The organism is Acinetobacter sp. YH01022 (genome assembly GCF_013420235.1).
Classification (GTDB): domain Bacteria; phylum Pseudomonadota; class Gammaproteobacteria; order Pseudomonadales; family Moraxellaceae; genus Acinetobacter.
In genome coordinates this window covers 1-14,268 of sequence record NZ_VOYP01000034.1, presented here as the reverse complement: position 1 = coordinate 14,268, position 14,268 = coordinate 1, and the positions used below count along the sequence as shown (strand labels likewise).

Sequence of the window (14,268 nt, the reverse complement as noted above, 5' to 3'; positions counted from 1 at the left end):
GCCCATCATATGATGGGCTTTTTATTAAATTGCAAATGTATCGCATCTTTAACCAGTATGATCTAAGCGGGTACCTAAAGTTTCTAAATGCATGCTGAATGAAGCAGTTTTACGATCCTCAAAATAATGTCTTAAGGTCCGTTCTACGCTGGGAAAAGCCAGTTCAGACCAAGGAATTTCATGTTCATCAAATAAACGCGACTCAATGGTTTCTTCACCAGCACCGAATATGCCTTTGACGAGATTGGCCTTGAACAGAACGTAAATTTGTCCAATTCGGGGAATATTGTACATACAGTACAGCTGTTCGATTTCGACTTCAGCTTCAGCCTCTTCGCGGGTTTCTCTGGCAGCGCCCTGTTCCATGGTTTCAAACAGTTCCATATAACCTGCGGGCAGGGTCCATAGCCCATAACGCGGTTCAATGGCACGGCGGCACAGCAAAACCTTATTTTCCCACAGCACCAGTGCCCCGCAAATGACTTTGGGATTGACGTAATGAATATTGCCACAATTTGTACAAACACGGCGTAATTGATGGTCGCCGAGTGGAATTTTTTCCGTTGTTTTATGTCCGCAAATTACACAGAAATTCATATTCATCGTCAATGATAAAGGTGTTGATCAGCATAACTGAAAAATGCAACTTTGGCATCATTTCTATCCTTTGGAATAAAAATTCAGCTATGATGAAATAAAGCATGAGGCAGGAGCAGTAGCGCATGGATGACTACTCATTAATACAATTATTACAGCACAGGTTACGCTTTTCTACACGTATCAAGCCTGCTCATGCAGCTGTACTGATTGCCATTACTGATGAGTCTGATCCCAAAGTTTTGCTCACGCGCCGTTCTTTATATTTATCCAATCATGCCGGGGAAGTTTCTTTTCCGGGGGGGAAAAGAGATCCGCAAGATACCAGTAATATTGTGGTGGCTTTGCGCGAAGCCTATGAAGAGACCGCACTGAATCCATTTGATGTGCAACTGATTGGCGATTTGCCCATGCAAAAAGCCCGCAACGGGATGCTGGTCAAACCTGTGGTCGGGCTGATTCCGCCTGAAGTGGAACTTATTCCTCAACCAGCTGAAATTGATCGAATCTTTTTTGCATCACTGAGTAGCTTAATGAATGCACCGCCCATTCCCTATGAGGTGCGTTATGCTCATCAGTCTTTGTATTTTCCCAGCATGCGTGTGGAAAATGAGGTGGTTTGGGGATTGACGGCACGAATGTTGGTTTCACTGTTTCAGTATGGTTTGGATTATCAAAAGGAATGGCCATTTTTATTAAATTCGCCCACTTTTCATAGCAATAAGATTAAATACGGTAAATAAGGAATTTCACCTCATGATTTATAAATTTAAAGGATATACACCTCAAGCAACGCATCAACCTTGGGATGGCTGGGTGGCAGATAATGCGACCGTTATCGGCCAGGTAGAAATGGGCAAGCAGGTCAGTGTCTGGTTTGGCGCCGTGATTCGGGGCGATAACAGTAAAATCACGTTAGGGGATTTTACCAATGTGCAGGAAAATGCCGTTTTACATACCGATGCAGGTATTGAAATGCATATTGGAAGCTATGTCACGATTGGCCATCAGGCCATGTTGCATGGCTGCACCGTAGGAGATAACACGCTGATCGGCATTAACAGCGTGATTTTAAATCATGCCGTGATTGGTAGAAATTGTATTATTGGTGCTAATGCCTTAATTCCAGAAGGTAAGGTGATTCCGGACAATTCTGTGGTCATGGGTTCGCCAGGTAAAATCGTCAAAACGCTGGATGAGGCGGCTGAAGCCAAATTAAAAATGAGTGCCATGCACTATGCCGAGCATTTCAAAAATTTTCAGCATTTAGAGTCGGTTGAACTGTAATTTGAAACGAGATATTCAGCCAAGCAAATGCTTGGCTTTTTTGTATCCTGTGGATGGAAAATCTCGCCTCGCACGCATGAGTGGAGTATGATATCCGACGTTTTTTATATTTAAATAAATTAAGGTTGTGCATGAAGTTGCTGGCATTGGAAACTGCCAATGAGCAGTGTTCCGTTTCTATTGTAGATGACACTCAAGAATTATTTTTTCAATTAGATGCGCGAGCAAAAGCACAAACGCAAACGATTCTCCCAATGATCGAACAGGCTTTTACCCAGCTTGGATTGTCTGCTGCTGACTTAACTGCAATTGCATTTAGCCGTGGTCCCGGTTCTTTTAGTGGGGTACGTATTAATGCTGCCGTGACTCAGGCCTTGGCATGGGCCAATGATCTACCTGTTGTTCCTGTTTCAACCTTGCAAGCTCTGGCACAGGCAGCATACCGTGTAGCAGGTTTAACCGCAGTGACTGCAGTACTGGATGCGCGTATGAATGAAGTCTATATTGCGAGTTTTCAGCTGGATCAGCAGGGTATTATGCAGGCTGTGGATACAGAGCAACTGTTGAATTATAGTGCTGCCAGTCAGGCCGTCAGATTTGAACTTGTCGGTTCAGGTTCAGCTTTAATTCAGCCTGAAGCTATAGAATTTAAAGAGATTGTTGCCACAGCACAAGATATTGCACAAATTGCACGTATTGCTGCATTACAGCAGCATTGGGTTGCAGCTGAAGAAGCACTACCAGTGTATTTACGTGATAATGCGTGGAAAAAAATTCCAGAACAAATTAAAGCAACTTAAGGTTAGATATGGATCTTTTATTATTATTTAAAGCGGCCATCATGGGCTTGGTAGAGGGGATTACTGAATTTCTACCGATTTCAAGTACCGGGCATTTAATCTTAGCAGGTCAGCTTTTAGATTTCTGGACCATTGAAAAAAGAGATATGTTTGCAGTTGCAGTGCAGATTGGTGCAATTGCAGCGGTGATTTACGAGTATTGGGGCAAACTTTGGGGCGCTTTAATCGGTGGTTTAAAAGGTCAAGAACAGGGCCGCCGTTTAAGTATTAACTTAATTATTGCTTCAATTCCAATCATCATTATCGGCTTAACGTTTGGCGATATCATCAAGGCGTACCTGTTTAATGCAATTACTGTCGCGATTGCCTTAATTGTGGGTGGTTTTATTATTTTATGGGCTGAACGCCGTCCGCATAGCATTGAAACTCAAGAAGTGGATGACTTGACCTATAAACAAGCAACTTTAATTGGTCTGATTCAATGTTTAGCCTTATTTCCAGGGACTTCACGTTCAGGTTCAACCATTATCGGGTCTTTATTTTTAGGTGTATCACGTAAAGCAGCAGCAGAATTTTCCTTCTTTCTGGGTATTCCTGTATTAATGGGTGCTGGTTTACTCGATATGTATAAAATGAGGGCTGATTTGCATAGCAATGATATGGCTGTTCTAGCAGTGGGTATTATTGTGGCATTTATTTCTGCACTTATCGTGATTCGTGCATTAATTCGCTATGTATCGAAACATGATTTCACTGCATTTGCATACTACCGCATAGGTTTTGGTCTGTTTATTTTGGCAACTTGGTGGACAGGCTGGGTTTCTTGGTAATGCATTTGTTTACAGAAGCTCAGTTTCAAGCACAAGCACAGCAGTATTCTGCTGTGCTTTCTTCACGTGGTGTCAGTGTAAATGTTGAGATCATTGAAAAGCTGAATGCCCGATTTTTACGTTTAAATCCGGAACTGGCTTTATGTGTAGATGAATCGGGACTGTGGTTGTGTGCCAATGGCATGAAGATGCAGCCCGACTGGCAAGCTGAAGTGCCGCGTTTAAAACGTTCATCGTTAAAATCTGAAATGATTGCACGTGCCTGTAATCTGGGTGAAAAGCCTACATTAATCGATGCGACTGCCGGTTTAGGTCATGACAGTTTGTTAATGGCCCATTTGGGTGCTGAAGTCACCTTGGTTGAACGGCATCCGATCCTGTTTACCTTGCTGGAAGACAGCAAAAACCATGCGCAAAATGATGCTTTTCTCAGTTCAGTAGTGTCACGAATTCATCTGGTTTTCTCTGATTCTGCCGATTACCTAACCCGGCAGGCGGAACAGAAACGTGTGGTAGATGTGGTTTATCTTGATCCGATGTTTCCGCAGCGTGACCAGAATCAACAAGCCATTAAAAAACAGGCACAAGTGAAAAAACAGATGCAATTATTACATCTGTTATTGCCCGAACATGGGGAAATGGATCTTGGCGATAATCTGTTAACTTTGGCAAAAAAAGTGGCAAAACGTGTGGTGGTGAAGCGGCCGCGTCTGGCTGTCTATTTGGCTAACCTGGAACCGGATCATCAATGGCAGGGAGATGCCTGTCGTTTTGATGCCTACTTTCAGCATCATTTTCCCGAGTAGTTTGGTAATTGTTTCAATAATGTGCATTAATTTGTTATATAGTCCCAAAGCAGCATTGATAAAAATTCCATCAAGCATAAACTTAGAGTGTAAACTCGCGAGCTAAAGCCCCCCGAAAATCTTATGATCGACTTTAAACCCTCCATCAATTTTTGGCATGATTTTAAGAGCAACCAAACTGCCGGGATGTGGCTTTTTCTGGGTTCACGCCGATCTTTGCAAATTGTACGTCCCTCGATTCTACAACTGATTTTTTGGGGAATTTTAGGCGGCAGTGCCAACAGCTTATTCAGTTGGCTCAGTGCGGAGGAGATGGGGGAGTTTAACCCGCAAGGCCTGATCAGTTATGCTTTATGGCCTTTTATTGCACTCATCGTCGGTATTTTTCTTTCCCAGCGGATCAATAATCCACGTTTGATGCTGGTACCTGCCTTGTTGTGGCTGGTACTGGATACCCATATCGCCTTATTGCAAAGTCTGATCCAGTATCTGGGCCTTATTGATGTATTGCCTTATATATTGTATGACTATTTGCCGACTATCTTTATGGTGCTGTTCGTCTGGCAGAGCTTGGCGGTAGTATGGGTCTTTTCCCGTGAACTGAAATGGCCATGGTGGGAGCGGGCACTGATTGTGGCTGCGACACTGTTCACCCTTGTGGTGTGGCAAATGTCAGTGAAAAGCCAGCCGATCTGGAAAGTTGAAGAAAGCCCGCCGACATTTGCCGAAGATGCTTTTTATGCCCAAAACCGGATCTTGAACAAGTCGCTGGAATCTATTCAGTATGGGGAGTTTGCCCAGTCGCACTGGTACTTTTTAGGCGTTGCAGGGGCAGGTTATCAGGATGTTTTTAAGTCGGAAGTTGAACGGATTAAAGAACAGTTTGATACCCGTTTTGGGACTTTTGGCCGTTCATTGGCCCTGATTAATAACCCTGAAACCCGCACTCAAATGCCGATTGCTTCACGCACCAGTATGGAAATGGCTTTACGCCGTATCGGGCAGCAAATGAATAAAGAAAGTGATGTGTTATTTTTATACATGACTTCACATGGTTTGCCGAATCAGTTTGAAATGGAAAATGACCCGATTGATTTAAATGATGTCGATCCTAAATGGCTTAAAGATACTCTGGATAAATCCGGCATCCGTTGGCGAGTAATCGTAATTTCAGCTTGTTATTCGGGGAGTTTTGTTCCCGCTTTGCAGGATGATAATACCTTGATTATTACCGCATCTGCGGCTGATCGGGCATCGTTTGGCTGTTCGAGTGAAGCGGATTATACTTATTTTGGACGAGCTTTCTTTGATCAGGCCATGCGCGAGCAGATGTCTATAGAAAGTGCTTTTGAGCAGACCAAAAAAACAGTGGCACAATGGGAAACAGCACAAGGATTTGAAGCCTCTGAACCGCAATGGTCGATTGGCAAGAATATGGAATTTATGTTGCCGCAACTTGAGCAACGCTTATTTCCAGCTACAACTCAGACAGATATGAAAATAGAAAGCCCACAATTAAGTGTGGCAGCACAATAAGGAAAATAACGATGGAATTAACGCAAGTTAATCGATGCTTTGATGGGGAACAGCGAATTTATGCCTTTAATTCCAAGAGCTTAAAAGGGCAGGCGAAATTTGGAATTTTCTTGCCCCATCAGGCCTTAACAGGTCAGCTTTGTCCAGCCCTGTTTTACCTGGCGGGTCTGACCTGTACTGAAGAAACTTTTGCAATTAAAGCCCATGCGCAACGTTTAGCAGCACAGCTGGGGTTGATCCTGATCAGTCCGGATACCTCACCCCGAGGTGAGCAAGTTGCAGCAGGGGATTCTTGGGATATCGGCCAAGGTGCCGGATTTTATATCAATGCCACCCAGGCACCGTGGGCTGAGCATTATCAAATGGAAAGCTTTATTGCCGATGAACTTTATGCTGTCGTGACGCAAAACTTTCCACTGCAAACGGATGCGATAGGCATCTTCGGGCATTCCATGGGAGGACATGGTGCACTGACACTGGCCTTTAAATATCCGGAAAAATTTAAATCTGTATCTGCTTTTGCTCCGATTTGCGCGCCGAGCCAATGTCCTTGGGGTGAAAAGGCATTTTCAAATTATTTAGGTGCAGATCAGGCCGAATGGAAAAAGCATGATGCAACGGCTCTGGTTCAGTCCAAAGGTGCCTTGTTTCAGGAGATTCTGATTGATCAGGGGGCTAAGGACCAGTTCTATAGCCAACTGAATCCAGCATTATTTAAACAGGCCTGTGCCGAAGCAGGTCAGTCACTGACCTTGCGTGAACATGCAGGTTATGATCATGGTTATTACTTTATTCAGACCTTTATGGATGACCATCTGCAGTTTCATGCGGTACAACTTGATGTATAACCTCTGATTGAGCAGCAAATTTACTCAGAACATAAGGAGCACAACAGCTCCTTATTTTTTTGCTGTCATCAATGCCTGAATAAACAGGATTGAATCACAGCACTAAGATGCAATTTGTTATAATGTGAAAAATCAATTCAAATGCATAGCCAGGTTCTCTCCATGTCCAAGCCATATTTAATTGCACCTTCCATTTTATCTGCCGACTTTGCCCGTTTAGGTGAAGAAGTTGAAAATGTGCTTGCAGCAGGTGCCGATGTCGTACACTTTGATGTCATGGATAACCATTACGTACCTAACCTGACTTTTGGTGCAGGGGTATGTAAAGCATTAAAAAAATACGGGATTCAGGCACCGATTGATGTGCATCTGATGGTGTCGCCTGTAGACCATATGATTGGCGATTTCCTGGAAGCGGGTGCTGACATTATTACTTTTCACCCGGAAGCGACGGATCATATTGACCGTTCTTTACAGTTAATTAAATCGGGTGGTGCCAAAGCTGGTCTGGTGTTTAATCCGGCCACACCATTGCATTACCTGGACTATGTGCTGGACAAAGTTGATCAAATTTTGTTGATGAGTGTTAACCCGGGCTTTGGCGGTCAGAAATTTATTCCCATGACTTTGGATAAACTTCGTCAGGCACGCAAGATCATTGATGCCTCTGGCCGTGACATCCGTTTAGAAGTTGATGGTGGGGTGACTCCAGCCAATATTCGCGAAATTGCAGAAGCAGGCGCAGATATGTTTGTTGCCGGTTCGGCTATTTTTGGCAAGCCAGATTATCAAGCTGTCATTGATGAAATGCGTTCAGAACTGGCAAAAGTAGGCTCAGTTAATCTCTAATAATCTACAATTAATGATCGCTAAGTTGTGGATAACTTTATGGATAACCATATGGATATCTGTGTAGATAACTGTATGGATAACTTGATTAGTTTATAAACAATTGTAGATCAATAGTTTAATAATTAGACATTAAATGTATAAAAAGGACTCAAATGAGTCCTTTTTTAGCTTGTTAAGGCATTAAAAAATATGATGCTTTATTCATCTATGCTTAAAAATAATACTGTTTAAAAAATAACTTTATTGTTTAAGTTGGCATTATTCAACCTGACTTGACACTGTTTAGCATAAATTTAAAAATTGTGTATAACTTATATCTTGATTATGCTGGTAGACTGAAATCGAAAGAACATGATTTATCTTTTATTGTGCATCGGCTAAGGACAATACTGTGCCCACTTCATTACGCAAACAGGCTTGGTTTGTGTTCCTGATGGTTTTTGCCATTGGGTGGAGCAATGCTGTCTTGGCATTTGAACAGCCGATGCATCAGCAAATGATGAGTGAATTGACGGCTCAACATGAAGATAAAATGTCCATGATGACCATGTCGGGTTGCCATGATTCAGTCAATACTCAACCGCACATGCAGCAGCATCCTGTCGAACAGGTAGACGTGTCCCATGATCTGGATTGTAATCAGGGCATGAGCGATCAACAGCAACATTTCAGTTGTAATGATTGCCTACAGTTGCATTGTCAGAGTCTCAGTCTCTGGCTGGATTCTCAAGCACACCCTCTGGTACATGTGCAAGCCATTCAAGAACATCCACAGCTGAATTTTACTTATTCCGCCCAGCATTTAAGCGGTTTCTGGCAGCAGATTTTACGTCCCCCAAAAGCTTGACCGTGATTTAAAAAACTTTTTATTTTTAAATTATAGGTTTAGTCATGTCTATACAATTAAGTCAAAGCCTCGTGATTGGGGTCTGTTTAGTGTCATCGTCGTGGTCGTTTGCTGCGGTCAAAGAATATCATCTCAACATTGATGAACAGAACGTAAATATCACCGGAAAGCCCTTAAAACGGATTACCGTGAATGGTCAATTTCCAGCACCCCTTCTCGAATTTGAAGAAGGCGATGATGCCGTTATTCATGTGCATAACAATCTGAAAAACAAGGATAGCTCCATTCACTGGCATGGTTTATTGCTGCCGGGACTGATGGATGGGGTGCCGGGTTTTAACCAGTTTCAAGGGATTAAACCACAGGCGGATTTTGTCTATCGTTTCAAGGTGCGGCAAAACGGTACCTACTGGTATCACGCGCATTCCAAAGGACAGGAACAGGACGGTTTATATGGTGCATTGGTGATTTATCCCAAAGGGAAAAAGCCGCTAGCAGCGCATGAACAGGCTGATCGTGATTATGTGGTGATGCTGTCCGATTTTCATCAGTCCAGCAGTGACCAGATTCAGAAGAACCTGAAAAAGTCGGCTGAATACTATCAAAATCGGCGTGAAACTGTGGCCGACGTGTTGAAGCAAGTTAAGCGTGATGGTCTAAAAAGTACTTGGCAAGACCGTTCCATGTGGAATCAGATGCGCATGCTGAAAACCGATTTGTCCGATGTCACCGGTTATACTTTCCTGATCAATGGCAAAACGCCAGAGCAAAACTGGACGGGCATGTTCAAGCCAAATGAAAAAGTCCGTTTACGTTTTATCAATGCTTCAGCCATGTCTTTTTATGATGTGCGTATTCCAGACTTGAAGATGACCGTGATCAGTGCTGATGGCCAGCCCGTGCAACCGGTACCTGTCGATGAGTTTCGTATAGGCACTGCAGAAACTTATGATGTGATGGTTGAAACGAAAGATAATCATTATCAGATTGAAGCTGAATCTATTGACCGCAGCGGGTTTGCGATTGGTTCATTGCATAATGAAAATTCTCCAGGGACACATGTGATTCACATGCCTAAGCCGCGTCCACGTGCATTACTTACGATGGAAGATATGGGGCATGGTTCTGCATCCAGTGATCATGCGAACCATGCTGAGATGAATGATGGTCAGAGTAGTACAAATCAAAGCCGTGCCAGCGCAATGAAACATCAAGTGATGGATCATTCGTCAATGGATCATTCATCCATGCTACATGACATGGATGCAATGAATCATTCATCCATGCCACATGATATGGCTGCAATGGATCATCAAGCCATGGAGCATACTCAAATGAGTCATGCTGCCATGCACGACCATTCGCAAGATGCGACTCAACAATACGCTATACCACCAGCAGCAAAACCTGAGTCTGATCAACAGCATGAGCAAAGCCATACAACGCATCTTATAGAACAACCATCTTCAGATAATAAGGCGCCTGTAGTTTATGGCTGGGCCAATGCATCTACACCCACAGGGCATAAGGCACTGCAATATAGTGATTTGAAATCACTTACTCCACAGCCTGATACCCGTCCGGCAGAGAGAGAGCTGGAAGTGCGTTTGGGCGGCAACATGGAGCGTTATATCTGGACCATCAATGGCAAGAAATTTACTGAAGTTGAACCGCTACAGGTGAAATATGGCGAACGTATCCGGCTGAAATTTATTAATGACAGCATGATGGCGCATCCGATGCATCTGCATGGCATGTTTATGCAGCTGGAAAATGGGCAAAGTAGCGCCAATATGCCGAATAAACACACCCTGATTGTGCCACCGGGTAAAACGGTAACGGCATTACTGACCGCTGATGAATTGGGAGAATGGGCGATTCATTGTCATCTGCTCTATCACATGTCGTCGGGCATGATGAGTAAACTAGTGGTGGCCAATGTGGATGGAAATAAAACGCTAGCTTCACTTGTTACGCCGGCTCAAGTTCAGCAAGGAGACTCACATGCGCATCATTAATCACTTTGCAATGAGTACATTGAGTGTCTCATTCCTGTTGCTCTCTGGACCAAGTTTTGCACAACCAAGTCATCAAACCATGTTGATGGCGGAAGTGCAGACGTCACCACAGGATGAAATGCCAGCTGACCATTCACAGCATCATGTCGTGTCAACTACAGCTCAAACACCTGTTGAAGCAAAACAGACACCCTCTGTACAGGATGAAAATACGAACGCAAACGATGCTGCATTTGCCGAGCATATCAAGGAACATGGTGGGCAGATGTATCAGCAAACCACGGTTGAAAGTCGCTGGTTACGCAATAATGATGGAAACGGGGTTCTAAAATCGGAACTGGAAACCAGTATCGGCACAGATGAAAACAAGGTTTTTATCAAAGTGCATGCCGATGATGCTGAATCACAGCAAGCGGAATATGATGTCAAAATGTTATACAGTCGCAATGTTACCGATTTTTGGGATGTGCAGGCCGGTCTACGTTATCGCAATGACCAGAATCGGGAAGTCGATCAGGATCAGGTCGATGCCGTGATTGGGGTACATGGGTTGGCACCGTATTTCTTTGAAACCAATGCTTATTTATATGTGGGTCAGGATAATCAAACGTCTTTGAGCCTGGAAACCGAACGCGATGTGCTACTGACGCAAAAGCTGATTGTTAAGCCTTATCTGGATTTGAATGTGATATTGAGTGATGCCTCCAGCTATGCTCAAAAAACCGGTTTAAGCAGCGCACAATTAGGCCTGGAAATGCGTTATGAAATCAATAAAAAAGTCATGCCTTTTATTGATGTGGCCTATGGATATAAACAGGGGCATGAACAGACGGATTGGCAAGCAGAATCAGCATCTGATCAGGAATGGTTGTATGGTGCCGGGATACATTTTAAATTTTAGTTTGATGTGATGATTCAGAAAATCCGACTGGTTTAGGCCAGTCGGATTTTATTCGCACTTTTAAGGTGAGTAATTGGTCAAAAAATGTAAAACAAGCACCTGTTTAGCTCAATTATTTATATAATTATCTAATAAGTTATAGGAGGAACGACCTCCCTTGGTGCAATCAGATTGATTGTTGCACTGAGAAAATTCGTCAGGACGACCTGACTCGCATCTAATGGAGCATCGTCGTCATGGCTTGGGTAATTCTGGTTTTAGCCGGTCTTTTTGAAATTGTCTGGGCCTATGCCATGAAACTTTCTGAAGGTTTCACCCGTCTCACACCGAGTATTATTACCCTGGTTTTCATGATTTTAAGTTTTGCTTTACTGGCCCATGCTATGCGCACTTTGCCACTGGGTACAGCCTATACCATCTGGACCGGAATTGGTGCAGTGGGTTCTTTTCTGGTCGGGGTGTTTATTTTGGGTGAGCCTGCATCGGCGATGCGGATGCTCGCTGCGGTACTGATTATTTCTGGATTAGTGCTGATGAAACTGTCATCATCATAAAATCCTAAGCAATGCTTTTATTACAGGAGAAGATGATGAAACTGGCATTTATGGAAATGACTTCTCCTGTCGGTACTTTAAAACTGGTGGCCAATGACACAGCTTTGGTGGCGGTACTTTGGGAAAATGAAAATCCTAAACGGGTACGTTTAGCCGAACTGATTGAACAGGTTCATCATCCAATTTTATTGGAAACCCAAAAGCAGTTAACAGAATATTTCGCGGGAAAACGGCAGCAGTTTGATTTGCCTCTAGATTTTGAAGGTACTGAATTTCAGAAGAAAGTCTGGCAAGCTTTGCTGACCATTCCCTTTGGAGAGACCCGTAGTTATCGCGATATTGCCGAGCAAATTGGCAATGTCAAAGCGGTTCGTGCTGTGGGTGCAGCCAATGGTAAAAACCCCATCTCCATTATTGCGCCGTGTCATCGTGTGGTCGGAGCAAATGGTAAACTGGTGGGTTTTGCCGGTGGGCTGGAAAATAAAGAGATTTTGTTAAAAATTGAACAAAGTTAATAATACTAGATTTCTTTTATAAATCATTTTTTGATGACTGAAAATTATTTGTAGTGTCAAAATTAAAAAATAGAATTTTGCAGGTACTGGATTTATGAGTATGGCATGGATGCCATACGTTTCCCATCACGACAGGGAAGTTGTGTATGGGAAACAAAAGGTTTTTGTCTACTTTTGACCTTTCAAAAGTAGAAAGATTGCCTACGCAAAGGCATTAAAATGAATCCAATTAAATGAGGCCGTGCTGATTTTAAAAAATTGAATTTTTGGAAAAATCATGGAAAATCAATCGAGTGCATGTGGAAAATTTAAAACAGTGTAAAGAAAGTAGCTAAATAAAAAAGCCTTTGAATATTCAAAGGTTTTTGACTTTAATGCTTGGAAACATTTAATTTTTCAATGATTTCAGCCAAGCCTTTAATCCGTTTGACCTCGTTCCACAATTCTTTAGCTTCAGGATAATGTTTGGACATCATGCCGAGCCACTGTTTATAGCGTCCCACCATATTCACTTCTTTTTTATAGGGACCATTCAGGAAACGAATTTGCAAAGCCAATAATTCATTCCAGGTGATCAAGGCTTCGTCAGTATTCTGACGGATACATTGGGTGATATCCGGTGTGGTTACAGCAGCTCGGCCAATCATCAAATCTTCACAGCCAGATTCAAGTTGGCATTGTTTGGCATCTGCATTGGTCCAAATTTCACCATTGGCAATGACATTGATGTTTAAGGCTTCACGAATCGGTTGCAACTGATCCCAAAATGCAGGAGGGGTATAGCCTTCCGCCTTGGTACGTGCATGCACTGTGACCCAGGCAGCACCAGCATCCTCAATGGCATGAGCATTTTCCAGGGTAAATTTTCTGTCCATATAGCCTAAGCGCATTTTGGCAGAAACCGGAATATGTTTAGGTACTGCATCACGCACAGCCTTGACAAGCAGATGTACCACGTCGGGTTCATCCAGCAGCACTGAACCGCCACGGTGACGATTAACCGTTTTTGCAGGGCAACCGAAATTCATATCAATGGCAGGAGCACCCAGCTCCACGGCACGAATGGCATTGGCTGCCAGCATTTCAGGATTATTTCCTAAAAACTGTACATGCACAGGTGTGCCAGCAGCGGTTTTACCCTCATTGAGGAGTTCCGGGCAGTAATTATGATAGACATGATCGGGAAGCACTGAATCGGTGACACGAATGAACTCGGTTACACACCAGTCAAAGCTGCCCACAGACGTGAGTACATCACGCATAATGGGGTCTGTTAAGCCTTCCATGGGTGCAAGGATGAGTTTCACAGTGATGTCTACCCGTTAAATTTGAAAAACGGTGTTATACGTTTTTTTATGCATGCTGTCTAGGAAAAGGTCTTTGAAATATTGTAGTGTGAGATAGGTCTTAACCCTTATATTTCGTATTGTTATTCCTAAGTAGAAATATCCTGTTTTTAACTGCAAGAGTCAAAAACAGGATTTAAATCTCTTTGTTAGACATAGTGATCAACATATCAAATGCATATTCAATCCATGATTTTGATGTATACCATAGACTAGACATTTTAATTAATAAGAATACAGATACTTTAAATGTAAGCATCCGGCTAACACAGCCTTACCAAGCGATCCTATAAGCCTTAATTTAGTTCCCACCTAAAAACAAGTGGGGACTTAATCCATGAACATGGATATATATTCAGCAACACTTCCTGTTGCTAAAAAACGCAGAAAATACAGCAAAGAATGGCTTTGTTGCACAAAGATTTGAAATGCAAAGCGCCCCTAATTGAGCCAAATTTAAGGCGTAACTTGGGTAAGTGGTCGACCTAATTCCGTAAATCTATTAAGGACTGCTACACGTGCATGGATCTC

The 14,268-nt window shown here is 43.0% G+C and carries 15 protein-coding genes and 1 pseudogene; 14 read left to right on the top strand and 2 right to left on the bottom strand.

The window, feature by feature from the left end; translation table 11 throughout:
* Positions 1–48: 48 nt before the first annotated feature.
* Positions 49–597: an NUDIX hydrolase gene (locus tag FTT87_RS11985; RefSeq protein ID WP_180174924.1), complete on the bottom strand. Its 549-nt coding sequence runs from the start codon at positions 595–597 to the stop codon at positions 49–51.
* A 125-nt stretch (positions 598–722) separates the two neighbouring features.
* On the opposite strand from FTT87_RS11985, the gene FTT87_RS11980 reads away from it, so the two are divergent.
* The 13 genes from FTT87_RS11980 (at position 723) to FTT87_RS11920 (ending at position 12,391) form a co-directional block, all read left to right on the top strand.
* Positions 723–1,340, top strand: coding sequence for a CoA pyrophosphatase (locus FTT87_RS11980; protein WP_086197694.1), 618 nt, complete (start codon positions 723–725; stop codon positions 1,338–1,340).
* Between the two features lie 13 nt (positions 1,341–1,353).
* Positions 1,354–1,884, top strand: coding sequence for a gamma carbonic anhydrase family protein (locus tag FTT87_RS11975; protein ID WP_180042528.1), 531 nt, complete (start codon positions 1,354–1,356; stop codon positions 1,882–1,884).
* Positions 1,885–2,015: 131 nt separating this feature from the next.
* Complete coding sequence (tsaB, locus tag FTT87_RS11970; RefSeq protein WP_180174923.1) at positions 2,016–2,684, top strand: tRNA (adenosine(37)-N6)-threonylcarbamoyltransferase complex dimerization subunit type 1 TsaB; 669 nt, start codon at positions 2,016–2,018, stop codon at positions 2,682–2,684.
* 8 nt (positions 2,685–2,692) lie between these two features.
* On the top strand, positions 2,693–3,514 hold the full coding sequence (locus tag FTT87_RS11965; protein ID WP_086197691.1) for an undecaprenyl-diphosphate phosphatase: 822 nt from the start codon (positions 2,693–2,695) through the stop codon (positions 3,512–3,514).
* Positions 3,514–4,320, top strand: coding sequence for a class I SAM-dependent methyltransferase (locus tag FTT87_RS11960; protein ID WP_180082041.1), 807 nt, complete (start codon positions 3,514–3,516; stop codon positions 4,318–4,320). Before FTT87_RS11965 ends, FTT87_RS11960 begins: the two co-directional genes overlap by 1 nt.
* A 123-nt stretch (positions 4,321–4,443) precedes the next feature.
* A complete protein-coding gene (locus tag FTT87_RS11955) occupies positions 4,444–5,856 on the top strand; it encodes a C13 family peptidase (RefSeq protein ID WP_180174922.1) in 1,413 nt (470 codons plus the stop codon).
* Between the two features lie 11 nt (positions 5,857–5,867).
* Positions 5,868–6,704, top strand: coding sequence for an S-formylglutathione hydrolase (gene fghA / locus FTT87_RS11950; RefSeq protein WP_180174921.1), 837 nt, complete (start codon positions 5,868–5,870; stop codon positions 6,702–6,704).
* 162 nt (positions 6,705–6,866) lie between these two features.
* Positions 6,867–7,553, top strand: coding sequence for a ribulose-phosphate 3-epimerase (gene rpe / locus FTT87_RS11945; protein ID WP_180042523.1), 687 nt, complete (start codon positions 6,867–6,869; stop codon positions 7,551–7,553).
* 394 nt (positions 7,554–7,947) lie between these two features.
* Positions 7,948–8,403 carry a hypothetical protein gene (locus FTT87_RS11940; protein WP_180042522.1) on the top strand — a complete coding sequence of 152 codons (456 nt, stop codon included), beginning with the start codon at positions 7,948–7,950 and terminating at the stop codon, positions 8,401–8,403.
* A 44-nt stretch (positions 8,404–8,447) separates the two neighbouring features.
* Positions 8,448–10,421: a multicopper oxidase domain-containing protein gene (locus tag FTT87_RS11935; RefSeq protein WP_180174920.1), complete on the top strand. Its 1,974-nt coding sequence runs from the start codon at positions 8,448–8,450 to the stop codon at positions 10,419–10,421.
* Complete coding sequence (locus tag FTT87_RS11930; RefSeq protein WP_180174919.1) at positions 10,408–11,322, top strand: copper resistance protein B; 915 nt, start codon at positions 10,408–10,410, stop codon at positions 11,320–11,322. Before FTT87_RS11935 ends, FTT87_RS11930 begins: the two co-directional genes overlap by 14 nt.
* A gap of 236 nt (positions 11,323–11,558) precedes the next feature.
* The gene (sugE, locus tag FTT87_RS11925; RefSeq protein WP_180174918.1) at positions 11,559–11,876 is read left to right on the top strand and encodes a quaternary ammonium compound efflux SMR transporter SugE; all 318 of its coding nucleotides are present in this window, start codon (positions 11,559–11,561) and stop codon (positions 11,874–11,876) included.
* Positions 11,877–11,911: 35 nt separating this feature from the next.
* On the top strand, positions 11,912–12,391 hold the full coding sequence (locus FTT87_RS11920; protein ID WP_180042518.1) for a methylated-DNA--[protein]-cysteine S-methyltransferase: 480 nt from the start codon (positions 11,912–11,914) through the stop codon (positions 12,389–12,391).
* A gap of 371 nt (positions 12,392–12,762) precedes the next feature.
* Here the strand turns inward: FTT87_RS11920 and FTT87_RS11915 are convergent, their stop codons facing one another.
* The gene (locus FTT87_RS11915; RefSeq protein ID WP_180042517.1) at positions 12,763–13,698 is read right to left on the bottom strand and encodes a tRNA-dihydrouridine synthase; all 936 of its coding nucleotides are present in this window, start codon (positions 13,696–13,698) and stop codon (positions 12,763–12,765) included.
* Between the two features lie 376 nt (positions 13,699–14,074).
* Between FTT87_RS11915 and FTT87_RS11910 the strand changes: the two are divergent.
* Positions 14,075–14,143: pseudogene (locus FTT87_RS11910) on the top strand (IS66 family insertion sequence element accessory protein TnpB); the annotation flags it as partial.
* Positions 14,144–14,268 lie beyond the last annotated feature (125 nt).

What these genes read in the sequence shown, in the direction of transcription:
- FTT87_RS11985 (WP_180174924.1), bottom strand. Translation starts at nt 597, where the DNA reads ATGAATTTCTGTGTAATTTGCGGACATAAAACAACGGAAAAAATTCCA.
- FTT87_RS11980 (WP_086197694.1), top strand. Translation starts at nt 723, where the DNA reads ATGGATGACTACTCATTAATACAATTATTACAGCACAGGTTACGCTTT.
- FTT87_RS11975 (WP_180042528.1), top strand. Translation starts at nt 1,354, where the DNA reads ATGATTTATAAATTTAAAGGATATACACCTCAAGCAACGCATCAACCT.
- tsaB (WP_180174923.1), top strand. Translation starts at nt 2,016, where the DNA reads ATGAAGTTGCTGGCATTGGAAACTGCCAATGAGCAGTGTTCCGTTTCT.
- FTT87_RS11965 (WP_086197691.1), top strand. Translation starts at nt 2,693, where the DNA reads ATGGATCTTTTATTATTATTTAAAGCGGCCATCATGGGCTTGGTAGAG.
- FTT87_RS11960 (WP_180082041.1), top strand. Translation starts at nt 3,514, where the DNA reads ATGCATTTGTTTACAGAAGCTCAGTTTCAAGCACAAGCACAGCAGTAT.
- FTT87_RS11955 (WP_180174922.1), top strand. Translation starts at nt 4,444, where the DNA reads ATGATCGACTTTAAACCCTCCATCAATTTTTGGCATGATTTTAAGAGC.
- fghA (WP_180174921.1), top strand. Translation starts at nt 5,868, where the DNA reads ATGGAATTAACGCAAGTTAATCGATGCTTTGATGGGGAACAGCGAATT.
- rpe (WP_180042523.1), top strand. Translation starts at nt 6,867, where the DNA reads ATGTCCAAGCCATATTTAATTGCACCTTCCATTTTATCTGCCGACTTT.
- FTT87_RS11935 (WP_180174920.1), top strand. Translation starts at nt 8,448, where the DNA reads ATGTCTATACAATTAAGTCAAAGCCTCGTGATTGGGGTCTGTTTAGTG.
- FTT87_RS11930 (WP_180174919.1), top strand. Translation starts at nt 10,408, where the DNA reads ATGCGCATCATTAATCACTTTGCAATGAGTACATTGAGTGTCTCATTC.
- sugE (WP_180174918.1), top strand. Translation starts at nt 11,559, where the DNA reads ATGGCTTGGGTAATTCTGGTTTTAGCCGGTCTTTTTGAAATTGTCTGG.
- FTT87_RS11920 (WP_180042518.1), top strand. Translation starts at nt 11,912, where the DNA reads ATGAAACTGGCATTTATGGAAATGACTTCTCCTGTCGGTACTTTAAAA.